At 69.8% G+C, this 22,046-nt stretch carries 21 protein-coding genes; 11 read left to right on the top strand and 10 right to left on the bottom strand.

Annotated features, from left to right (window positions below):
• Position 1 precedes the first annotated feature (1 nt).
• Complete coding sequence (locus RT2_RS12770; RefSeq protein WP_072845159.1) at positions 2-847, top strand: acyl-CoA thioesterase; 846 nt, start codon at positions 2-4, stop codon at positions 845-847.
• On the opposite strand, the gene recG is transcribed toward RT2_RS12770, so the two are convergent.
• Both recG and RT2_RS12760 read right to left on the bottom strand, forming a co-directional pair.
• On the bottom strand, positions 844-3,093 hold the full coding sequence (gene recG / locus RT2_RS12765; protein ID WP_072845158.1) for an ATP-dependent DNA helicase RecG: 2,250 nt from the start codon (positions 3,091-3,093) through the stop codon (positions 844-846). The two genes, RT2_RS12770 and recG, sit on opposite strands and share 4 nt — an antisense overlap.
• Positions 3,094-3,108: 15 nt before the next feature.
• Positions 3,109-4,731 (bottom strand): DAK2 domain-containing protein, encoded by a 1,623-nt coding sequence (locus RT2_RS12760; RefSeq protein WP_072845157.1) that lies wholly within the window; start codon positions 4,729-4,731, stop codon positions 3,109-3,111.
• A 244-nt stretch (positions 4,732-4,975) separates the two neighbouring features.
• On the opposite strand from RT2_RS12760, the gene rpmB reads away from it, so the two are divergent.
• Both rpmB and RT2_RS12750 read left to right on the top strand, forming a co-directional pair.
• Positions 4,976-5,167: a 50S ribosomal protein L28 gene (rpmB, locus tag RT2_RS12755; RefSeq protein WP_072845156.1), complete on the top strand. Its 192-nt coding sequence runs from the start codon at positions 4,976-4,978 to the stop codon at positions 5,165-5,167.
• 145 nt (positions 5,168-5,312) lie between these two features.
• Positions 5,313-6,107, top strand: a complete 795-nt coding sequence (locus tag RT2_RS12750; protein ID WP_072845155.1) for an enoyl-CoA hydratase/isomerase family protein — start codon at positions 5,313-5,315, stop codon at positions 6,105-6,107.
• On the opposite strand, the gene RT2_RS12745 is transcribed toward RT2_RS12750, so the two are convergent.
• Both RT2_RS12745 and RT2_RS12740 read right to left on the bottom strand, forming a co-directional pair.
• Positions 6,104-6,799, bottom strand: coding sequence for a uracil-DNA glycosylase (locus RT2_RS12745; RefSeq protein WP_072845154.1), 696 nt, complete (start codon positions 6,797-6,799; stop codon positions 6,104-6,106). The two genes, RT2_RS12750 and RT2_RS12745, sit on opposite strands and share 4 nt — an antisense overlap.
• The gene (locus tag RT2_RS12740) at positions 6,799-7,320 is read right to left on the bottom strand and encodes a gamma carbonic anhydrase family protein (RefSeq protein ID WP_072845153.1); all 522 of its coding nucleotides are present in this window, start codon (positions 7,318-7,320) and stop codon (positions 6,799-6,801) included. Before RT2_RS12740 ends, RT2_RS12745 begins: the two co-directional genes overlap by 1 nt.
• Before the next feature lie 100 nt (positions 7,321-7,420).
• Here RT2_RS12740 and RT2_RS12735 point away from each other — a divergent pair, with 100 nt between their 5' ends.
• Positions 7,421-9,232 carry a lipase family protein gene (locus tag RT2_RS12735; RefSeq protein WP_072845152.1) on the top strand — a complete coding sequence of 604 codons (1,812 nt, stop codon included), beginning with the start codon at positions 7,421-7,423 and terminating at the stop codon, positions 9,230-9,232.
• Here RT2_RS12735 and RT2_RS12730 read toward each other — a convergent pair.
• On the bottom strand, positions 9,229-10,137 hold the full coding sequence (locus RT2_RS12730) for a thiamine-phosphate kinase (protein ID WP_245709386.1): 909 nt from the start codon (positions 10,135-10,137) through the stop codon (positions 9,229-9,231). The genes RT2_RS12735 and RT2_RS12730 overlap by 4 nt on opposite strands.
• 246 nt (positions 10,138-10,383) lie before the next feature.
• Between RT2_RS12730 and RT2_RS12725 the strand changes: the two genes are divergently transcribed.
• Positions 10,384-10,986 (top strand): DUF3515 domain-containing protein, encoded by a 603-nt coding sequence (locus RT2_RS12725; RefSeq protein ID WP_072845151.1) that lies wholly within the window; start codon positions 10,384-10,386, stop codon positions 10,984-10,986.
• Positions 10,987-11,071: 85 nt separating this feature from the next.
• Here RT2_RS12725 and RT2_RS12720 read toward each other — a convergent pair whose 3' ends face one another.
• Together RT2_RS12720 and RT2_RS12715 are read right to left on the bottom strand one after the other, a co-directional pair.
• Positions 11,072-12,178: a D-alanine--D-alanine ligase family protein gene (locus tag RT2_RS12720; RefSeq protein ID WP_072845188.1), complete on the bottom strand. Its 1,107-nt coding sequence runs from the start codon at positions 12,176-12,178 to the stop codon at positions 11,072-11,074.
• 60 nt (positions 12,179-12,238) lie between these two features.
• Entirely contained in the window at positions 12,239-13,237 is a 999-nt protein-coding gene (locus tag RT2_RS12715; protein ID WP_072845150.1) for an NAD(P)H-dependent glycerol-3-phosphate dehydrogenase, read from the bottom strand.
• Between the two features lie 106 nt (positions 13,238-13,343).
• Here RT2_RS12715 and cofC point away from each other — a divergent pair, with 106 nt between their 5' ends.
• The 3 genes from cofC (at position 13,344) to RT2_RS12700 (ending at position 17,283) form a co-directional block, all read left to right on the top strand.
• Complete coding sequence (gene cofC / locus RT2_RS12710) at positions 13,344-14,042, top strand: 2-phospho-L-lactate guanylyltransferase (RefSeq protein ID WP_083577350.1); 699 nt, start codon at positions 13,344-13,346, stop codon at positions 14,040-14,042.
• Positions 14,043-14,147: 105 nt separating this feature from the next.
• Positions 14,148-16,310, top strand: a complete 2,163-nt coding sequence (locus tag RT2_RS12705; protein ID WP_072845186.1) for an RNA degradosome polyphosphate kinase — start codon at positions 14,148-14,150, stop codon at positions 16,308-16,310.
• A gap of 46 nt (positions 16,311-16,356) precedes the next feature.
• Entirely contained in the window at positions 16,357-17,283 is a 927-nt protein-coding gene (locus tag RT2_RS12700) for an NUDIX hydrolase (RefSeq protein ID WP_072845149.1), read from the top strand.
• Positions 17,284-17,379: 96 nt separating this feature from the next.
• Here the strand turns inward: RT2_RS12700 and RT2_RS12695 are convergent, their stop codons facing one another.
• The 3 genes from RT2_RS12695 to leuC all read right to left on the bottom strand — a co-directional run bounded on the left by RT2_RS12695 (position 17,380) and on the right by leuC (position 20,310).
• Complete coding sequence (locus tag RT2_RS12695; RefSeq protein ID WP_072845148.1) at positions 17,380-18,087, bottom strand: HU family DNA-binding protein; 708 nt, start codon at positions 18,085-18,087, stop codon at positions 17,380-17,382.
• A 156-nt stretch (positions 18,088-18,243) separates the two neighbouring features.
• Positions 18,244-18,855: a 3-isopropylmalate dehydratase small subunit gene (leuD, locus tag RT2_RS12690; RefSeq protein WP_072845147.1), complete on the bottom strand. Its 612-nt coding sequence runs from the start codon at positions 18,853-18,855 to the stop codon at positions 18,244-18,246.
• Positions 18,856-18,885: 30 nt separating this feature from the next.
• The gene (leuC, locus tag RT2_RS12685) at positions 18,886-20,310 is read right to left on the bottom strand and encodes a 3-isopropylmalate dehydratase large subunit (protein WP_072845185.1); all 1,425 of its coding nucleotides are present in this window, start codon (positions 20,308-20,310) and stop codon (positions 18,886-18,888) included.
• Positions 20,311-20,447: 137 nt separating this feature from the next.
• On the opposite strand from leuC, the gene RT2_RS12680 reads away from it, so the two are divergent.
• The 3 genes from RT2_RS12680 to RT2_RS25875 all read left to right on the top strand — a co-directional run bounded on the left by RT2_RS12680 (position 20,448) and on the right by RT2_RS25875 (position 22,037).
• The gene (locus RT2_RS12680) at positions 20,448-21,167 is read left to right on the top strand and encodes an IclR family transcriptional regulator (protein ID WP_072845146.1); all 720 of its coding nucleotides are present in this window, start codon (positions 20,448-20,450) and stop codon (positions 21,165-21,167) included.
• Between the two features lie 127 nt (positions 21,168-21,294).
• Positions 21,295-21,792, top strand: a complete 498-nt coding sequence (locus RT2_RS12675) for a pyridoxamine 5'-phosphate oxidase family protein (RefSeq protein WP_072845184.1) — start codon at positions 21,295-21,297, stop codon at positions 21,790-21,792.
• 77 nt (positions 21,793-21,869) lie between these two features.
• Positions 21,870-22,037, top strand: a complete 168-nt coding sequence (locus tag RT2_RS25875; RefSeq protein WP_169888322.1) for a DUF5302 domain-containing protein — start codon at positions 21,870-21,872, stop codon at positions 22,035-22,037.
• The last annotated feature ends 9 nt before the right edge of the window (positions 22,038-22,046 follow it).

Below are 22,046 nucleotides of genomic sequence, written 5' to 3'. Positions count from 1 at the left end.
CATGAACTCTGCACGGGACTTCGTCGAGCTGTTGACCCTGGAACCTCTCGGTGCGGACGTCTACCGCGGGACCTGCCATTCGGGGTCCCCGATGCGCGCGTTCGGCGGACAGGTGGCCGCGCAGTCGCTGATCGCCGCCGGTCACACGGTCGGCGAGGAACGGGTGGCACACTCCCTGCACGGCTACTTCATCCGCGGCGGACGCACGGACCAGCCGATCGAGTACCACGTCGACCGCACCCGGGACGGCGGTTCCTTCACCACCCGACGGGTCACCGCCGAGCAGGACGGCAAGGCGATCTTCAGCCTCTCCGCGTCCTTCCAGGTCCCCGAGGCCGGCACCGACCACCAGCCGACGATGCCGCAGGTGCCCAGGCCGGAGGAGCTCACCGCCGACAAGCACAAGTGGACGGCCTGGTTCGACGACGAACCCCCGGTGCCGGCGCTGGTCCTCGACCTCCGGTTCGTCGGCGACAGCACCGTCGGCCTGCCCGACGTCGGGAACGGCCCGCGGCAACGGTTCTGGGTCCGGGTGCGCGACGACCTGCCCGACGAGAGCCTGCTGCACACGTGCGCGCTGACCTACATCTCCGACGTCAACCTGGTCCGCACCGTGAACCTGACCCGGGGCACCAGTTCCACCCCGCGCCAGGTGGCCTCGCTCGACCACGCGGTGTGGCTGCACCGCCCGTTCCGCGCCGACGAGTGGCTGCTGTTCACCCAGGAGGTCCCCAACGCGTCGGGCGGCCGCGGCCTGGCCCGGGGCCAGATCTACTCCGAGGACGGGGTACTCGTCGCCTCGGTGATGCAGGAGGCCCTCCTGCGCGACACCCCGCCCAGCGCCTAGGACTTCTCCAGGAATTCGATCTTGTCGATCGCCAGCGCGGCGGTGACCATCGAGGCCAGGCCGGGGTGCGCGGTCAGCTCGGGGTCCGCGGTCACCACCTTCTGCGCGAACTCCCGGGCCGCCTCGATGACGTCCTCGTGGTCCAGTAGCGAGAGCAGGCGCAGCGTCGACAGGCTGCCGGACTGGGCGGCGCCGAGCACGTCACCCTCCCGCCGCTGCGCCAGGTCCAGCTGCGCGAGTTCGAAGCCGTCGTTGGTGCCGGCGACCGCGGTGAGCCGCTGGTACGCGGGCGACTGGGGGCTCATCTCCGTGATCAGGATGCACAGGCCCTGGTGCCCGCCGCGGCCGACCCGGCCACGCAACTGGTGCAGCTGACTGACGCCGAACCGGTCCGCGTCCTGGAGCACCATCACCGTCGCGTTCGGCACGTCCACGCCGACCTCCACCACCGTGGTGCACACCAGCACGTCGATCCGGCCGGCCGTGAAGTCCTTCATCACGGCATCCTTCTCGTCGGACGGCAGCCGGCCGTGCAACAGCCCCACCTCCAGCGACGAGAGCGCGCCGAAGCGGAGCTCGTCGAACAGCGCCAGCGCCGCGACGGTGTTCTGTTCCTTCGCGTCGGGCCCTTCTTCGTCACCCTCTCCGATCCGGGAGCACACCACGTACGCCTGCCGGCCCTGCGCGACCTCCTCGCGGATGCGTTCCCAGGCGCGGTCCACCCACGCCGGCTTCTCGCTGGCGGAGACCACCCGGCTGACGATCGGCGACCGGCCCCGCGGCAGCTCCCGCAGCGTGGAGGTCTCGAGGTCGCCGAGCACGGTCATCGCGATGGTCCGGGGAATCGGCGTCGCGGTCATCACCAGCAGGTGCGGGCTCAGTCCCTCGCGGGCGCGGCCGCGCAGGGCGTCGCGCTGTTCGACACCGAAGCGGTGCTGCTCGTCGACCACCACCATGCCGAGGTTGAAGAACTCCACGCCGTCCTGGATGAGGGCGTGCGTCCCGATCACGATGCCGGCGTCACCGGTGACCGCCTCGAGCAAGGCCGTCCGGCGCGCCGCGACGGGCATCGACCCGGTCAGCAGGGTGACCCGGGTGGCATTCCCGGCGGCGTCGAGTTCCCCTGCGGTGCCGAGGTTTCCGAGCATCTGACGGATCGACCGCGCGTGCTGGGCGGCGAGCACCTCGGTGGGGGCGAGCAACGCGCACTGGTGTCCGCTGTCCACCACCTGCAGCATGGCCCGCAGCGCAACGATGGTCTTGCCCGAGCCCACCTCGCCCTGCAACAGGCGGTTCATCGGGTGTGGACGGGTCAGGTCCGCCGAAATCTCCTCCGCCACGGCCTGCTGGCCGTCGGTGAGGGTGAACGGCAGCATCGCGTCGAACGCCGCGGCGATGCCGTGCGGCTTCGGCGGGCAGGCCGGGGCGACGCGGCCCTCGGCGGTGTGCCGACGTTGCGCCAGCACCAGCTGCAGCGCCGCGGCCTCGTCGAACCGGAGCCGCTCACGGGCCCGGACCACCTCCTCCTGCGTCTCCGGCAGGTGCACCAGGCGCAGGGCCTCGTCCAGCCCGATCAGGCCGTGCTCACGCCGGACCGACTCGGGCAGCGGGTCCTCCACGTCGTCGAGTTGGTCCAGCACCTGACGCATGCACCGCATCAGGGTCCAGCTCTCCACGTCGCGGGTCGCCGGGTACAGCGGGATGAGGCTGCGTTCGAAGACCGACATGTCCACGCCGGAGCCGTCCTGCGCGCTGCGCGCCATCCCCGCCAGCTCACCCGCCCCGCGGATGCTGCCCGAGACGATGTCCTCCTCGCCCGGCTCCGGCAGGAGCAGGTAGCTCGGGTGGGTCAACTCGGGCTTGTTGTTGAAGTACTTCACCTTGCCCGAGAACATCGCCCGGGTGCCGGTGCGGACCAGGTGCTTGACCTTCTGCCCGTTGAAGAAGGTGGCGTCGATGCTCTGCTGGTCGGCGGCGTCCTTCTGGTCGGGGACCAGGGTCGCCTTGAGCAGGAAGCCGCGCCCGGACCGCATTGCCCGCAGGTCCGTCTTGCTCACCCGCGCGACGACGGTGAGGTGCGCGCCCTCTTCCGGGCGCTGGTCCACCAGCCCCGTGCCCCGGGTCGCGTAGCGGTGCGGGTAGTGCCGCAGCAGGTCCTGCACGGTGCTGATGTCGAAGACCTCGGCCAGTGCGTCCGCCGTCTTCTGTCCGAGCAGGTGGTCGAGTCGATCCGTCAGTGTTGCCAATGTTCCTTCTCGTCCCTACTCGACGCCGAGTTGCAGCAGGTCGCCGTCCTGGCCACCGGGGTAGACCAAGACCTCCACCCCCGGATGGTGCCGGTCGACGTGGTCGATGAGCATGTCCGCGAGTCCGTCCGGCGCGGCGACGCCGAGCAAGAGGGTGACCATCTCGCCGCCCACCCCGAGCACCTGGTCCAGCAGTCGCCTGCCGGCCTCCGACGCATCGGGCGCGATCACCACCACCTCGTGACCGATCAGGCCCAGACCGTCGCCGGGTTCACAGGTGCCGACCAGGGTCAGGGCCCGTTCCGGGGCAATCCGCAGCGACCCCCACCGGGTGTTGGCCGCGGCCTCCGACATGGTGAACGCGTCGTCCGCCGCGACCCGCGACGGGTCGTGCACGGCCAGCGCCGCCAGCCCCTGCACCGTCGACGAACTCGGCAGCATCAGTACCGAATGGTTCTCGTTGCGGGCCGCCACGCTGACGGCCACCAGTTCCTGTGCAGACAGGGCACCGTTCGGCAGCACCAGGACCTCGCCGTGCCCGACGTCGCGGATTGCCGCGAGCAACTGCCCGGGGGTCACCGACTGCTCGTACCGCAGCACCTCGGCGCCCTCCTCCTCGAACAGGTCCGCCACACCCGCACCCGCGACCACCGCCAGGATGCCGCGGGTGGTGGCCGGCGCCGGGCCGTGGCGGCGACGCTGGTCGAGGACGAAGCACGAGATCCGGACCTGATGGGGGCGGCCGGCGGCCAGACCCGCCTCCACGGCCGCACCGGGGTCTGCGCAGTGCACGTGCACGGAGTACACACCGGCCCCGTCACCGACGATGATCACCGAGTCGCCGAGCGCGTCGAGGTCGGACCGCAACGCGCCGACCCGCACATCGTCGCTGTCGGCGAGCAGATACATCACCTCGTAGTCCTGGTCGTCCGCCTGATCCACGCAGTCCGGCGTCGGGACCTCGACCTCGACGACCGGCGCCCGGGGCACCGCCACGCCGAGGTCGGCCCGTTGCGGGGTCTCGCCCGTCACCACGCCGACCAGCGCGTCGAGGATCACCACCAGGCCCAGGCCGCCCGCGTCGACGACGCCGGCCAGTCCGAGGGCGGCGAGCTGGGACGGGGTTCGGGCGAGCGCCTCGGCGGCTGCGTCCGCAGCCGCGCGGACCACGTCGGACAGCGGGGTGTCGTGCGGGCAGGCGCTGGCGGCGGCGGCCCCGTGCCGCAACACCGTCACGATGGTGCCCTCGACGGGCACGCTGATCGCCTCGGCGGCGAGAACCGAGGCCTCGTTCAGCGCGGACCGGGCGGTGGCGGCGTCGAGGCGCCCACAGTCGGCGGCCTCCGCGATGCCACGCAGCACCTGGGAGAGGATCACGCCGGAGTTGCCACGGGCTCCCGCCACTGCCCCGCGGGCCAGGGCGGCCGCGACCTCGCTCACCGACGCGTCCGCGGCCGTCAAGGCCTCGGCGGCCGCCGCACGCATCGTGACGAGGAGGTTGGTGCCGGTGTCGGAGTCCGGGACCGGGAAGACGTTGAGCCGGTTGATCTCGTCGCAACGGCTCTCGAGGCCGTCCACACAGGCCCGCGCCCAGCGCCCCAGGGCCGTACCGTCCACGCTGTCCAGGGCCTTGAACACGTCGCTTCGTTTCCTCCGCCCGAGTGGGTATTGTCGACCTCGCAAGACTAGCGGTCGGGTCGGACAGTGCGCCCCGAGCGATGCGCAGGCGAGGCCGGTTTGGTCAATCGAGGCAAATACGGCTAGTCTTTCGGGGTTGCCTCGCAAGGGTCGCTTCAGTGTCTCCTGTTCGTAGGCAGGCTCAATCGCTCCACCTGCAAGACAATTTCAGTTTCCATTCACTTAAATCAAGGAGTTCGCGACTATGGCTGCCGTCTGCGACGTATGCGCCAAGGGGCCCGGCTTCGGTAAGTCGGTCTCGCACTCGCACCGGCGTACCAACCGTCGCTGGAACCCGAACATTCAGACTGTCCGGGCCCAGGTTGGAACCGGTAACCGTCAGAGGCTCAACGTGTGCACCTCTTGCCTCAAGGCAGGCAAGGTTGTCCGCGGCTGATACCTCTCAGCGCATCGACTGTGCCCCGGCACCCTTTGGGTGTCGGGGCACAGTCATGTCCGGGGCACGCACATCGGGAGCACGGTAGTCCTACCAGTCGGTCCGCGGTGCAGGTTGCGCTCCGGACGACAGATATGGTCGTCGAGTGACTTTCTTCGATGACCTCAGCCAGGTGCGCCTCGAAGGCGACGTTCTCCGCATTGCCATCGCCACCGACGCCAACGGCACCTCTCTCGACTTCGACGGCGTCGCCCAAGGCACCCACGCGCTCCGCGCACTGAGCGCCGGCACCATCGCCGCCCGCAGCGTGTTGCTGGTCGGCGAGGGCGCCAACTTCTGCGCCGGCGGCAACGTCCGCGCATTCGCGAACGCCGAGGACCGCGGCGCGTTCGTCGGCGGCCTCGCCGGGACGCTGCACGACTTCGTCCGAGAGCTCGACGCCACCGAGGTCCCAGTGGTTGCCGCCGTGCACGGCTGGGCAACCGGCGCCGGGATGAGCCTGGTGTGCGCCGCGGACATCGCCATCGGCGGTCCCGCCACCAAGCTGCGCCCCGCCTACCCCTCGATCGGCTACACCCCGGACGGCGGCATGTCCTGGTCGCTGCCGCGGATCGTCGGCATCGCCAAGGCCCGTGAGCTGCTACTGACCGACGCCGTGATCAGCGGCGAGGAGGCCGCCCGGCTCGGCATGCTCAGCCGCCTGGTCGGCGACGACGAGGTCAAGGACGAGGCGCTGCGGGTGGCGCGCACCCTGGCCGCGGGGCCGACTAGTTCCTACGTCGGCATCAAGAAGCTCCTCGCCCGGTCCGGGCAGGCCACCCTCTCCGAGCAGCTCGACGCGGAGACCGCGTCGATCGCTGTGGCCGCGGAGTCCCCCGCGGGCCGCGAGGGTGTCAACGCGTTCGTGGAGAAGCGCCGCGCGGACTTCGCGGGCCTCTAGGGCAGCCGCCAGTCGACCGGCTTCTCCCCGAGTCCGTCGAGAAGCTGGTTGACCCGGCTGAACGGGCGCGACCCGAAGAACCCGCGGCGGGCGGAGAGCGGCGACGGGTGGGCGGACTCGATCACCGGGGCGGCGCCGAGCATCGGCTTGAGCGTTCCCGCGTCGCGGCCCCAGAGGATCGCCACCACCGGGCGCGGCGTCCCGTCCGGGCCGCGGCGCTCGACGAGCGCCCGGATCGCCTGTTCGGTGACCTGCTCCCAGCCCTTGCGCCGGTGCGAGGCGGCCTCCCCCGGCTGCACGGTGAGCACCCGGTTCAGCAGCAGCACGCCGCGGGCGGCCCACGGGGTGAGGTCACCCGACGTGGGCGTCGGAAAGCCCAGGTCCTCGGTGTACTCGGTGAAGATGTTGACGAGGCTGCGTGGCACCGGCCGCACATCCGGCGCCACCGAGAAGCTCAGTCCCACTGCATGTCCCGGGGTCGGATACGGATCCTGCCCGACGATCAGGACGCGCACGTCGTCGAAGGGCTGCGCGAACGCGCGGAGCACCAGCTCGTCCGCGGGCAGGTAGCCGCGGCCCTGCTCGGTCTCCTCGCGGAGGAACTCCCGCATCGCGGCAACCCGATCCGCCACCGGGTCCAGCGCCCGCGCCCAACCCGGTTCCACGAGTTCGTCCAGGCACGCCCCGGCCATCAGTCCAGCCTGCGCAGCGACTCGCGGTAGTACGCGGAGTTCGCCGCGTACATCTTCACGTTCAGCTCCACGTGCCCGAGCGGCACCTCGTAGCCCTCGCGGATCTTCGCGGGCACGCCGAGCGCCATCCGCCGTGCCGGCACCTCGAAATTGAACGGCACCACCGCGCCCGCGCCGACGATCGCCCCGTCGCCGATCCGCGAACCGTTGAGCACCACCGAGCCCGACGCGATCAGGCAGTCGTCGCCGATCACCGCCCCCTCGATGTGCGCGTTGTGGCCGACCACGCAGCCCGCACCGATCACGGTCGCGTCCACCATGGTGCAGTGGATGACGGTGCCGTCCTGGATGTTGGTGTTCGCGCCGATGCTGATCGTCCCGTAGTCCCCGCGCAGGACCGCCTGGGGCCAGACCGAGGCACCGGCCGCGAGGGTCACCGCGCCGATGACGACGGCGTCGGGATGGACGTAGGCGTCGGGATGGATGTCGGGCACGCGGTCGCCGAGGGCGTAGACGGTCATGGGTGCATGTTAGCCACGTGCGGCGGCGGCAAGGTCCCGGCGTCGGCGGCGTCCGATATTCTGCGCCGGGTTGCCGTACGGATCACAAAGGGGATTGAACGTGAAGATTGTCTTCCTGCACGGCATCGGCGACGGCGACCCGGCCGCCGGGTGGCTCGAGGGGCTCAACCGGGGCCTCGTCCGTGATCGGTTCGAGCCGATCGATCAGGCGGACACCTGCGCGCCTCGCTACGCATCCTTCCTCTCTACCGACGGGATCTCGGCGAAGCTCCCGGCCACCACCTACAAGGCGGGCGACGAAACAACCGGCCGGCGCGAGTTCGAGCGTCGACAGGCCCGAGTCCGCCGGGTACTCGGACTCGATCCGGTGTCCTCGACAGTCGGTTTCCACCGCGTGCCCGAGCAGGTCCTCGACCCCACCCGACAGGCCGCTCTCCGCTTCGTCAACCGCTTCGACCTGCCTCAGGTCAGGCGTTACGTCGGCAGCGAGGCGGTGCGCGGCGCCGTGCTACGACGAATCCTCGACCAGATCCCGGCCACCGGCGAGATCATGCTGATCGGCCACAGTCTCGGCAGCGTCATCGCCATCGACCTCCTCGATCACCTCCCGGCGGAAGTGCACGTCCGTCGATTCATCACCATCGGCAGCCCCGCGAACGCGAAGGTCTTGCACGAGGGAAGTGAACGCCTGCTCAAGAAGTTCCCGTACCGGCGTGTCGACGACTGGACAAACTTCCTCAACATCGGCGACCACGTCACCGGCGGACGCGGCCTCGGTGCCACCTTCACTGCCGCGCAGGATTTCAGGATCGAAGTCGGCCTCCTGGAACACTCTGCGGCCGCCTACCTCGGCCACGAGTCCGCCACCCGACTGATCGCCGATCTGCTGTATCCGACAAAGGTTGTCGCACTGCGTAGTTCCGCGGTGGCGGTCCGGCTCACCGACTCCGAGGCGTCCGCGCTACTGGTCCTGCACTACGCCCAGTTGGTGGCCCGGTGCATCAAGGACAAGGACCGCGCGACCCGTTATCGATCCGCGCTCGACATGACCCGCGACAATGTTGCGGCCCGACTCGCCGAGCAGGCCGCGGCAGAAGGCCGTCCCCCGGCACCCGAGCTCATGGCGCTTCAGGGCGGCGAGATGCCCGCACTGCCGCAACGCTGGGATCTGTCCCGAGCGGTCAACGCCCTCGTCGCGCTCGCCGTCACCAATGTCGTCGAACCGTTCGAGATCGACGTGGCCAGGGCGCCGCTCGACGCGCTGCCCGAGATCGCCGAGGCCCTCGGGTTTCGGCGGGATGCCGGGGAGAAGATCGGCAGGGCCATCACCGAGGTACAACAGTCGGTCGACCGCCGAGGCGGAGTTCCGTGGGGGCGCGTCCTCACTGTCGCGGCGGGTGTGGCGCTCGTCGCGGCGGGTCCGGTCGGTCTTGCCGTCGCCGCACCCGCCTCGGTGTTCGGGGCAGCGGCGATCACGGGCGGCCTGGCCGCCTTCGGGCCCGGCGGAATGGTCGGCGGACTCGCACTGCTCGGCGGTCTCGCCTCGACCGGAGCCGCCGTCGCCGCCACCGGGGTGGCCGGCAGCTCGGATGTCGACCACGTCATTCCGGACGCGGTCACCCTCGTCCTGCGGGTCGCCACCGAGTATGCACGCAAGCTGCTCGACCTCGAGTACGACGAACAACTCTGGTACCTACTCGCGAATGCAGAGATCCAGCTGTCCGGGCAGATCAATCACCTCTCGGCATTCAGCGATCCCAAGTCGGCCAAGATCACCCAGCTCACCGCGGCCCGCACCACGGTCACACGACTGATGGCATTCCTGATCGAGAAGGGTCTGGCACCACGGGCACTCGACTGCGCCGAATCGACGGCTCCCGATGACAGCGAGCGGCTGCCGGTCGAGGCCTAGGAGAAGCTCTGCCACCCGCCGGCGCCGGCCCAGCTGCGGCCGTCCACGTGAACCCCGTCACCCGCGCGCACCACGCCGATCCGTCGCCAGCCTTCCGGCAGCGCGGCACCGGCGGGGAAGGTCGCGGCCAACGCGTGATCCTCGCCACCGGTGAACACCCACTCCCGCGCGTCGGCGCCGAGTGCGGTGGCGGCGGACCGCAGCTGCGCATCCGGCTCGAGCAGGTTCGCGTCGAGGTCGACGCCGACACCCGAGGCCACACTCAGGTGCCCGAGGTCCGCCACCAACCCGTCGGAGATGTCCGTCATCGCGGTCGCGCCGGCCCGCGCGGCCGCCGGCCCACATCGGTAGGGTGGCGTCGGAACCTGATGCGCACCAACGAGTTCCGGAAAGTCTGCCGAGCCGGCGAGTAGCGCGGCCAGCCCCGCGGCGGACCAGCCGAGCCGGCCCGCGACCGCCACCTGGTCACCGGCCCGCGCGCCCGACCGCAGCACCGGTTCGTGGCCGCCGAGGTCACCGAGCACCGTGATCGAGATCACCACCTGCTCGGACTGCACCATGTCGCCGCCGATCACGCCTGCCCCGAATTCGGCCACCTCGGACCAGATCCCGTCGGTCAGCGCGTCCGTCACCGACACCGGGGTGTCGGCGGGACAACCGAGCGCCACCAGGAACGAGGTGGGCCAGGCACCCATAGAGACGATGTCGGCACCGTTCTGCGCCACCGCCTTGCGCCCGACCTGCTCCGGGCTCGACCAGTCCAGCCGAAAGTGTCTGCCCTGCACCAACATGTCGGTCGACGCCACCACCCGGCCGTCCGCGGCGCGGACCACCGCGGCGTCGTCTCCCGGCCCCAGCAACGTGGACGCGGGCTGCACGCGACCGGCCACCGCACGGTCGATCACCGCGAACTCACCGACGTCGGCGACCGTACGACCGGCGTCCGGATCCGTCGAGTTGATGGCGCACCTCCGAGAAATCACACTGCGGTACCTTGGGAAGGCAGCCGGGACTGCCCCGGCCACGCACGACGCGAACCAGAGCCAAGGCGACTCTACCGAGGTCACCGTGGCACTGCGCCGAGAAGGGCTCCATCACCGAGGTGGACGCACCCGCGCGTCGGCCAGCCGGATGACTGAGAGCACAGGACGATGACCGAACCCACCCAGCCCCCAGACTCCACCGACACCGAGGACTCGCCCACCCGCCGCAACCCGGCACTGATCGCCGCCGCGGTGGCCCTGCCGGTGGCGACGGTCGTGGGCATCGTCGTCGCCGCGGTGATGGCCGGCAAGAACCCGGTCCTCGAACCCGTCGCGCTGGGCACCGTCCCGGCCGCGGCCGCCGGTTCCCCCGAGTGCGCGAGCCTGGTCGGCTCACTGCCCAAGCAGCTCGGCGACTTCGACCGCGCAGAACTCGTCGACCCGGCGCCCGAGGGCGCCGCGGCCTGGCAGAACGTCGACGCCCAGGAGATCGTGCTGCGCTGCGGTGTCGACCGGCCGGGCGAGTTCAACGCGGCGAGCGCGCTGCAGGTGATCGACGGGGTGCAGTGGTTCGAGATCCCCGGCGGCGAGGGCCTCGACGCCAGCACCTGGTTCGCCGTCGACCGCGGCGTCTACGTGGCGTTGACCGTCCCGTACGGCCTGGGACCGAGCCCCCTGCAGGACGCGTCCGGCGCCGTGGCGGCTGCACTCGAGGCCAAGCCCATCGACCCGGCGGCCGTGCCGGTGCCGGTGCCCGTCCCCAACCCCTAGCCCCTCACCAACCGAAGTCCCTCACCAGCCGACTCCGCCCGAGCGAACGAGACGTTCGACTCGGGCGGAGTGCTGTGGCCGGGACTCAGCGCAGGCCGGTCCCCCGCGCCAACGCGGTCTCGACGAGGGTGCTCACCAGCGTCGCGTTGTCGATGCCGGCGGCCTCCCACATCCGCGGGTACATCGAGATCGAGGTGAAGCCGGGCATCGTGTTGATCTCGTTGATCACCGGACCGTTCTCGGTGACGAAGAAGTCGACCCGGGACAGACCCTGGCAGTCCAGCGCAGCGAACGCGCGGACCGCGAGCGCCCGGATCTCCTCACTGACGTCGTCGTCCAGCTTGGCGGGCACGTCGAACTCGCAGATGTCGTCGAGGTACTTGGTGTCGAAGTCGTAGAAGGAATCCTCGTCGGCGCTCACCTCCGGCATCCGGATCTCCGCGACGACGCTGGAACGCACTGTGCCGTCCGGGAACTCGAGCACTCCGCACTCCACCTCCCGGCCCACGATCGCGGCCTCGACGATGACCTTCGGGTCGTGGCTGCGGGCCTCGGCGATCGCCTCGTCCAGCTTGTCCCAACTCGACACCCGAGAGATGCCGATCGACGATCCACCGCGTGCGGGCTTGACGAACACCGGCAGGCCGAGGTCCGCGCGGTCCGCCGCGGAGAGGGTGGCGGTGCCCGGGCGGAGCACCACCTGGCGGCCGACGGGCAGTCCCTCGGCGGCGAGCAGCTTCTTGGTGAACTCCTTGTCCATGCCGGCCGCGCTGGCCAGCACCCCGGGTCCGACGTACGGCACCCCGGCAAGCTCGAGCAGACCCTGGACGGTGCCGTCCTCGCCGTACGCACCGTGAAGTACCGGGAACACCACGTCCACCGAGGTGAGAACCTTGCCTGCCTCCGTCGCCGCGAGGGAGACCACCGCGCCGGCCCGGGTCGGGTCCGCGGTCAGCGCGAGCGCGGTGCCTCCGGCGTCGACGGTCGGCATCGTGCGCCCGTCGATCGACAGCGCGGAGGCGTCGGCGGGGCCGAGCACCCAGGCGCCCTCCTCGGTGATACCGATCGGGATCGCCTCGTAACGCTCGGGATCGAGGTTGCGCAGCACACTACCAGCGGATACACAGGAAACGGAGTGCTCACTGCTGCGACCACCGAAGACCACAGCCACCCTCGTACGCGGATTACTCACCAACAAACAGTACCGGCTCACACGCCCACGAGCCCGCTCGGTACCGGGGTCGACCGGCGCTCATTCCGGCTTGACGCGCCTGCCCAACAGCAGGCCGACGGCCTCCCGCACCGACATGCCCTCGTGGCACACCCGGTGCACGGCGTCGGTCAGCGGCATCTCCACCCCGTGGCGCAGGGCCAGCGCCCGGACCGACGTGCAGGACTTCACGCCCTCGGCGACCTGCCCGTTCGTGGCGGCCTGCGCACTCGCCATGTCGCCGCCCGCACCGAGGTGCGCGCCGAAGGTGCGGTTCCGCGAGAGCGGCGACGAGCAGGTCGCGACCAGGTCACCGACGCCGGCGAGTCCGGCGAGCGTCGCCGGGTTGGCGCCGAGCGCGACGCCCAGCCTGATCATCTCCGCCAGACCCCGGGTGATGATCGAGGCGCTGGTGTTCTCCCCCAGCCCGATGCCCGACGCCATGCCGCAGGCCAGTGCGATGACGTTCTTGCACGCCCCGCCGATCTCGCAACCGACCACGTCAGAGTTGGTGTACGGGCGGAAATAGCCTGTTGCACAAGCCTTCTGAAGCTCCAATGCCCGATCCGAGTCGGTGCACGCAATGACCGTGGCGGCCGGCTGACCGACAGCGATCTCCTTCGCCAGGTTCGGCCCGGAGAGCACCGCCACCCGAGACGGGTCCGCGCCGGTCACCTCGACGATCACCTCGCTCATCCGCATCAGGGTGCCACTCTCGATGCCCTTGGCCAGCGAGAGCATCGTCGCGTCCGCCCCGATCGAGGGCGCCCACACCGCGAGGTTCTCGCGCAGCGACTGCGACGGCACCGCCAACACCACCACGGAGGCCCCGTCCAGTGCCTCGCGATAGTCGCTCGTCGCCTTCAACGTCGACGGGAGGTCCACCCCGTCGAGGTAGAAGCGATTGACGTGGTCGGTCGAGATCGCCTCGGCCACTTCCGTTCTGCGCGCCCAGAGCGTCACATCGGTGCCGGCATCGGCCAACACCTTCGCAAATGCCGTGCCCCACGAACCCGCACCCAGTACTGCCGCCCTGCCCATGGAAGTCCCTCCGCCGATGCTGCACCTGAAACGCATTCTGACAGTAATCGGCCCGTCAGGTGCCGCGGTCCCTCTCACCGGCACCCGTGCTGGCAGGATCGACACCATGGACACCGCACTCCACATGCCGCCGCACCGCGCGCACGTGCTGATCGCGGTCAAGGACCTGGGTCGGGCCAAGACCCGGCTGGCCAGTCGTCTGCTACCCACCCAACGGACCGACCTCGTGTTGGCGATGCTGCGCGACACCGTCGCCGCCGCCCGCACGGCGGCCGCGGTCGGTGAGATCACGGTGATCACGCCGGACCCGACGGTGGTCGCCGTCGCCGAGGAGTGCGGGGTCGGATGGCTGCCGGACCCGCAGTCGCCGGGCGACGATCCCCTCAACGCCGTGCTGCGCGCCGCGGCCGCGCACCCCGGCGCCCGCCCCGGCCGCACCGCGGTGGTGGCCCTGCAGGGTGATCTCCCGTGCCTGCTCGGCAGCGAACTGGACGCGGCGCTCGCCGCCGCCCGGAATCACCCCCGGGCGATCGTCGTCGACCACCACGGCACCGGCACCGCGGCGCTGATTGTCGGCGAACCGGCCGCGGGGCTGGACCCCCGCTTCGGCCCCGATTCCGCGGCACGTCACCTCGGTTCCGGCGCAACGGCTTTGACCGGCGACTGGCCGGGCCTGCGGCTCGACGTGGACACGGCCGCCGACCTCGACGCGGCCGCCGCACTCGGCCCCGGGCCGGCCACCGTGGAGCAACTGCGCCGGATCGGCTGGCACAGCGGCGCCGCACCCACCCGAAAATTCACCTGACATCTCCGCCATCGATTGTCGCGCACTCTCGATCTGAGGGATGATCGAGCTGTGACCAATGCCGAGAACGTCCGACACGAGCCCGGATCCAAGCCCTCCTCCGCGGTGAGCGAACGCGAGCGGCTCGCCGCGGTCACGAACCACCTGCCGGTAATTCCCACCGCGCCGCCCGCGGCCACCCCGCTGCCCGTCGACGGCTCCCTTGCCCCGCTGCCGGAGGACCGCTACCTCAACCGGGAGCTGAGTTGGCTCGACTTCAACACCCGGGTGCTCACCCTCGCCCAGGACCCGTCGCTGCCGCTGCTCGAGCGCGCCAAGTTCCTCGCGATCTTCGCCTCGAACCTCGACGAGTTCTACATGGTCCGGGTCGCCGGGCTCAAGCGACGGGACGAGACCGGGCTGTCGGTTCGCTCGGCGGACGGGCTGAGCCCGCGCGAGCAGCTTGCGCTGATCAACCGCCGATCCCAGCAGATCGCCGAGAAGCACGCGCGGACGTTTCTCGACATGGTGCTCCCCGCCCTGGCCGAGAAGGGCATCTCCATCATCGGCTGGTCGGACCTGACGACCGACGAGGAGCGCAGGCTCTCGGAGTACTTCCAGGAGCAGGTGTTCCCGGTGCTGACCCCGCTGGCGGTGGACCCGGCCCACCCCTTCCCCTACATCAGCGGCCTGAGCCTGAACCTCGCCGTGACGGTCAAGGACCGCACCACCGGCGGCGAGCACTTCGCCCGGGTCAAGGTGCCGGACAACGTCGACCGCTTCGTCCGCGTCAACCGCCCGGACTCGCCGTCGTCCATCCCTGCCTTCCTGCCGACCGAGGCGCTGATCGCGGCGCACCTGGACACCCTGTTCCCCGGCATGGAGATCGTCGAACACCACGCGTTCCGGGTCACCCGCAACGCCGACTTCGAGGTCGAGGAGGACCGGGACGAGGACCTGCTGCAGGCCCTCGAACGCGAACTCGCCCGCCGCCGGTTCGGTTCTCCGGTTCGGCTCGAGGTGGCCGACGACATGACCGAGCACATGCTCGAACTCCTGTTGCGTGAGCTCGACGTGGACCCCGGCGACGTGATCCAGCTACCCGGACTGCTCGACCTGTCCTGCCTGTGGCAGGTCTACGGGGTCGACCGCGCCGACCTCAAGGACGCGCCGTACGTGCCGGCCACCCATCCGGCGTTCGGTGAGCGGGAGACCCCGAAGAGCGTGTTCTCCACGCTGCGGGACGGCGACGTGCTGGTGCACCACCCGTACGACTCCTTCTCGACCAGCGTGCAGCGCTTCATCGAACAGGCGGCGGCGGACCCGCACGTGCTGGCAATCAAGCAGACCCTCTACCGCACCTCCGGCGACTCCCCGATCGTCAACGCCCTCATCGACGCCGCCGAGGCGGGCAAGCAGGTGGTCGCGCTGGTGGAGATCAAGGCACGCTTCGACGAGCAGGCGAACATCAAGTGGGCGCGCAAGCTGGAGCAGGCCGGCGTGCACGTGGTGTACGGACTGGTCGGTCTCAAGACCCACTGCAAGACTTGCCTTGTGGTCCGACGCGAGGGCTCCACGATCCGCCGGTACTGCCACATCGGTACCGGCAACTACAACCCGAAGACCGCCCGGATGTACGAGGACGTCGGCCTGTTCAGCGCCGCACCGGAGATCGGGGCCGACCTGACCGACCTGTTCAACTCGCTGACCGGCTACTCGCGAAAGGCGAAGTACCGCAACCTCCTCGTCGCCCCATACAGTGTCCGGTCCGGCATCGTGGAGCGGATCGCCGCGGAGGTGGCGCACCAGCAGGCGGGCCGCCCGGCCGGGGTGCGCCTCAAGGCGAATGCCCTGGTGGACGAGCAGGTCATCGACGCCCTCTACCGTGCCTCGCAGGCCGGCGTGCCCGTCCAGGTGGTGGTACGCGGGATCTGCGCCCTCAAGCCGGGCGTGCCGGGCCTGAGCGAGAACATCGAGGTGCGTTCGATTCTCGGCCGCTTCCTCGAGCACTCGCGCATCCTGCACTTCGTCGGGGGGAACGAGTTCTGGATCGGCAGCGCCGACATGATGCACCGCAACCTGGACCGCCGGGTCGAGGTCATGGCGCAGGTCAAGGACCCGCGACTGGCCGATCAGCTCAGCGGCATCTTCGACTCGGCGCTCGAACCGACCACTCGTTGCTGGGTGCTCGAGCCGGACGGACGCTGGGTGGCCTCGCCGGCCCGCGGCGAGAAGGTGCGCGAGCACCAACAGGAACTGATGCGCAGCCGACGCGGAGGCGGGGTCTGATCCGGCACACCGTCGGTACCAGGTTCCGCCCACAGAGAGGAAGTTCGTGAGCTCGAAGTCGGACCGACCGATCAAGGCAAACATCTTCGCCGCCGGCGCGGTGCTCTGGCGCAAGTCGCCCACGAACCCGTACGAGATCGAGATCGGACTGATCCATCGTCCTCGCTACGACGACTGGTCCTTCCCCAAGGGCAAGCTCGACCCGGGCGAGACGCCTGTCGTCGCGGCCCTGCGTGAGGTGGAGGAGGAAACCGGGCACCGGGTCCAACTCGGCCGCCACGTCACCCGTGTCGCCTACGAGATCCCGGGCCACCGCAAGCGCAAGCGGGTCGACTACTGGGCGGCCGAGGCACGCGGCGGCGAGTTCGTGCCCAACAACGAGGTCGACGAACTCCGGTGGCTCGCCCCGGACGACGTGCCGGGCGCGCTGTCCTACTCGGTGGACCTGAAGGTGATGCGACGGTTCATCTCGGTGCCTGCCGACACGACCACCGTGCTCGTGGTCCGGCACGCCAAGGCCGGCAGCCGCGCCCGGTACACGGGTCCGGACCCCGAACGTCCGCTGGACAAGCACGGACGCGCCCAGGCGCTCGCGCTGTCCCCGGTGTTGCAGGCATTCGGCGCCACGGAGATTCACGCGGCCGACCGGGTCCGCTGCGTCCAGACGGTGGAACCGCTGGCCGACGCGCTCGGCGTCGACATCGGCCTCGAGCCGGCGCTGACCGAGGAGGCCTACACCGAGGATCCCGCACGGGCCCGCGCGCTCGTCCGCAAGATCGCCGCGCGCGGCGGCGTCCAGGTGATCTGCACCCAGGGCCTCGTGATCCCCGACCTGCTCCAGTGGTGGGCGCAGCGCGACGGCATCGCCCTCCCCCCGGCCCGCAACCGGAAGGGCAGCATCTGGGTCCTGTCGCTGTCCGGCGGCAAACTCGTGGACGCCAACCACATCGACAGCGCGCTTCCCGACCTCTGAGAGCGCCGCAGAGACAGCCGCAGACATGAATCAGGGGCGGCCCCGGGAATTCCCGTGGCCGCCCCTGATCAGCACGCCGGCGCGTGCACAGTCGGTCTACTTGCGCGCAGCCTTCTTGGCAGGTGCCTTCTTCGCGGGCGCCTTCTTGGCCGGTGCGGCCTTCTTGGCGACGGTCTTCTTGGCCGGCGCAGCCTTCTTGGCCGGCGTCACCTTCTTCGCGACCGTCTTCTTGGCCGGTGCCGCTGCCTTCTTCACAACGGTCTTCTTCGCGGGCGCTGCCTTCTTGGCCGGCGTCACCTTCTTCGCGACCGTCTTCTTCGCGGGCGCTGCCTTCTTGGCCGGTGTCACCTTGGCGGGCGTCACCTTCTTCGCGACCGTCTTCTTCGCGGGCGCCGCCTTCTTGGCCGGCGTCACCTTCTTCGCGGGCGCCGCCTTCTTGGCCGCGGTCTTCTTCGCCGCTGCCTTCTTGGCCGGAGCCGCTGCCGCGGAGCCACGCTTGACGGCCGGGCCGCTGGCGGGAAGCTTCTGCTTGCCCGCGATTACGGCCTTGAACTGAGCGCCGGGGCGGAAGGCGGGCACCGAGGTCGGCTTGACCTTGACGGTCTCGCCGGTGCGCGGGTTGCGGGCCACTCGGGCCGCGCGCCGACGCTGCTCGAAGACACCGAAGCCGGTGATCGTCACGTTCTCACCGGAGTGCACCGCGCGGACGATGATGTCGACGATGTGCTCGACGGCCTCCGTCGCGCCGCGCCTGTCCGAGTTCAGTCGCTCGGTGAGCTGATCAATGAGCTCTGCCTTGTTCATGGAAATTCCTCCGCAAACCAAATGGCCCATTGTCGGACCGACTATGAATCACGGTAAACCTGAAAAGAGCAGGAGTCTATGTGCCACGCCAATTCTCATGCCGCTCTCAGTGGCGTGGCACACCGGACGGTACCCGTTTTTGGTTAGCCCGTCACATCAGTTCGCGTCGTCCACCCGGGCCGGAAGGGTGACCGGTTTCCATGAAGGCCTTGACTTTTCGAAGCTGGAAATGGCGTCTACCTGGCGCAACGTCAATCCGATGTCGTCGAGACCCTCGAGCAGACGCCACCGCGTGTAGTCGTCAATCGTGAAGGGCACCACCAACGTTCCGGCTGTGACGGTGCGCTCTGTGAGATCCACGACAACTTCGAGACCGGGCTGCTCTTCGAGTGCCTTCCAGAGCAACTCGACGTCGGACTGCTCCACCTGAGCCGCCAGCAGACCCGCCTTGCCGGCGTTGCCGCGGAAGATGTCTGCGAAGCGAGATGCGATCACAACCCGAAATCCGAAGTCCGAGAGTGCCCACACCGCGTGCTCGCGGGAGGAGCCGGTGCCGAAGTCCGGGCCGGCCACCAGAACCGAACCCCTGTCGTAGGGCTGGATGTTGAGGATGAACCCGGGGTCGTTACGCCAGGCGGCGAACAACCCGTCCTCGAAACCGGTACGCGTGACGCGCTTTAGGAAGACCGCCGGAATGATCTGGTCGGTGTCGACATTGGACCGCCGCAGGGGGACGCCGATGCCCGTGTGAGTCGTAAAGGCTTCCATCGAGATATCTCCTGTCGTTCGAAGTGGTCTTCAGTCCAGGTCGGCCGGTGCGGACAGCGTGCCGCGCACCGCCGTCGCCGCCGCCACCAGCGGGGAGACCAGGTGAGTGCGCCCGCCCTTGCCCTGCCGACCCTCGAAGTTGCGGTTGGAGGTCGACGCCGATCGCTCCCCCGGCGCCAACTGGTCCGGGTTCATGCCGAGGCACATCGAGCAGCCGGCCTGCCGCCACTCCGCTCCCGCGGCGGTGAAAATCTCGCCCAGGCCCTCCTTCTCGGCCTCGACCCGCACCCGCATCGAGCCCGGGACGATGAGCATCCGCACGCCGTCGGCCACCTTGCGACCCTCCAGCACGCTCGCCACCTCACGAAGATCCTCGATGCGCCCGTTGGTGCAGGATCCGACGAACACGGTGTCCACGGCGACCTCACGCAGCGGTGTGCCCGCCTCCAGGCCCATGTAGGCCAACGCCTTCTCGGCCGAGGCCCGCTCGCCCTCGTCGACGATGTCCGCCGGGTTCGGCACCGACTCACCGAGGGGGGCGCCCTGCCCCGGATTGGTGCCCCAGGTGACGAACGGGGTCAACGTGTTCGCGTCGATGCGCACCTCGTTGTCGAACACCGCGTCGTCGTCGGTCTTCAGCTGTGACCAGGCCGCCACGGCCGCATCCCAGTCCGCACCCTGCGGAGCGTGCGGGCGACCCTTGATGAACTCGTAGGTCGTCTCGTCGGGCGCGATCATGCCGGCCCGTGCGCCCGCCTCGATGGACATGTTGCAGATGGTCATTCGCGCTTCCATCGACAGCTTCCGGATGGCCTCGCCGCGGTACTCGAGCACGTAGCCCTGACCGCCGCCGGTGCCGATCTTCGCGATCACGGCGAGGATCAGGTCCTTGCTCGTAACCCCGGGCTGCAGCTCGCCGTCGACGGTGACGGCCATCGTCTTGAAGGGGCGCAGCGACAGCGTCTGCGTCGCCATCACGTGCTCCACCTCGCTGGTGCCGATTCCCATTGCGAGGGCACCGAAGGCGCCGTGCGTCGAGGTGTGGCTGTCACCGCACACGACGGTCATGCCGGGCTGGGTCAGACCCAGCTGGGGGCCGACCACGTGCACGATGCCCTGGTCCAGGTCGCCCATCGGGTGCAGGCGCACACCGAACTCCTCGCAGTTGCGGCGGAGGGTCTCGACCTGGGTGCGCGAGACCGGGTCGGCGATCGGCTTGTCGATGTCCACGGTGGGCACGTTGTGGTCCTCGGTGGCGATCGTGAGATCCGGGCGCCGCAACGGGCGGCCCGCGAGCCGGAGCCCGTCGAAGGCCTGCGGGCTGGTCACCTCGTGCACCAGATGCAGGTCGATGTAGATGAGGTCGGGATTACGCCCGGAACCCTCGCCCTCACCCTTGACGACGACGTGGTCGTCCCACACCTTCTCCGCCAGGGTGCGTCCTGTGCTCGCCATGCTCTCCACCTCTTCGTGATTCGTCCGGGCCGAAGGTCCTGCCGGGCCTCGGCAACCTCCGACACCCATCATCTCTCGGTTCGCGGGCGAACCGTCCCGAGCTTCCATCTCAGCATTCGAGAAGATAGTATCGACCTATGAGACAGCATAGCGGCCCTCCCGCTGCCAGCGGGATCGGGGTGCTCGACAAGGCAATGGCGGTCCTGTACGCAGTGGCCGAGCAGCCGTGCAATCTGGGCGAACTGTGTGCCCGCACCGGACTGCCCCGAGCGACGGCCCACCGACTCGCAGTCGGCCTGGAGGTCCACCGACTCCTGGCCCGCGACGGCGACGGGTTGTGGCGCCCCGGCCCCGGGCTCGCGGAGCTTGCCCCCACCGCCCACGACAGCCTGCTCGAGGCGGCGTCACTCATCCTGCCCCGCCTTCGCGAGATCACCGGCGAGAGCGTCCAGCTGTACCGGCGCGAGGGCCTGCAGCGCGTCTGCATCGCGGCCATGGAACCGCCGACCGGCCTGCGCGACACCGTGCTCGTCGGCGCCCGGCTGCCGATGACGGCAGGCTCCGGCGCCAAGGTGCTGCTCGCGTGGGCGGACCCCCAGGTGCAGCGGACCGTCCTCGCCGACGCACTGTTCAGCGAGCGGGTGCTCGTCGAGATACGCAAGCGCGGATGGGCACAGAGCGCGGCCGAGCGCGAGGCAGGCGTCGCGAGCGTGGCCGCACCCGTGCGCGACCGCGCCGGCGTCGTGATCGCCGCGATCTCCGTCTCCGGCCCCATCGACCGGATGGGCCGTCGGCCGGGTGCCCGCTGGGCGGCCGACCTGCTAGCGGCGGCCGAGGCGCTGCACAAGCGGCTCTGACTCCCCGGAGGCGCCCCCTCACCCGGGGACGCCTCCGGGGCGCCCACCGAGAACCACTGTGCCGTGGCCCATGCCGTGGCACAGTGCATGCGAGAAACAGATTCCGATCCCCATGGAGGACCTCGCAGTGGGCACCAACCAACGATCTCAGATCACGATGGCTGATACCGAGATCACGCAATTCGTCGAGCGCAGCCGAGTCGCCACCATGGCCACTGTCGGCCCGAACGGTGCCCCGCACCTGATCGCCATGTGGTACGCGCTGATCGACGGCGAACTGTGGTTCGAGACGAAGTCCAAGTCCCAGAAGGCCGTGAACCTCCGACGCGACAACCGGATCACCGTGATGATCGAGGACGGCCAGACCTACGACACCCTGCGTGGCGTGTCCTTCGAGGGCACCGCCGAGATCGTCGACGACGCCGACGCGCTGTGGCAGGTCGGAGTGAGCATCTGGGAGCGCTACACCGGCCCGTACACCACGGACGTCGACCCGGCCATCGAGATGATGCTGCACAAGCGTGTGGCGGTGCGGGTCAGGCCGGAGCGGGTGCGGTCCTGGGACCACCGCAAGCTCGGCCTGCCCGAGCTGCCGATCGGCGGCACCACCGCGCAGTACCTGTGACCACGGGTAATTGACGGGCCCCGAGGCCCTTACCGCGGTACGGTCACGATGCGACCGACAAACAGGAGGAACGCATCGTGACCGAGTCCGAGAACGAACAGATCAAGCAGCAGTTCCGCGAGGCGCTCGACCGCAAGAACGAGAAGAGCGCGGGTCCGGGAGCCGCCACCGCCGGCGACTCGAAGATCCATCACACGCACGGACCGGCGGACCACAAGCGAGAATTCCGCCGCAAGAGCGGATAGGCCGTATCA

The sequence above is a fragment of the Rhodococcus tukisamuensis NBRC 100609 genome (genome assembly GCF_001894985.1).
GTDB lineage: Bacteria > Actinomycetota > Actinomycetes > Mycobacteriales > Mycobacteriaceae > Rhodococcus_G > Rhodococcus_G tukisamuensis.
The sequence above is the reverse complement of the archived record's forward strand: the minus strand, read 5'-3'. Positions and strand labels throughout refer to the sequence as shown.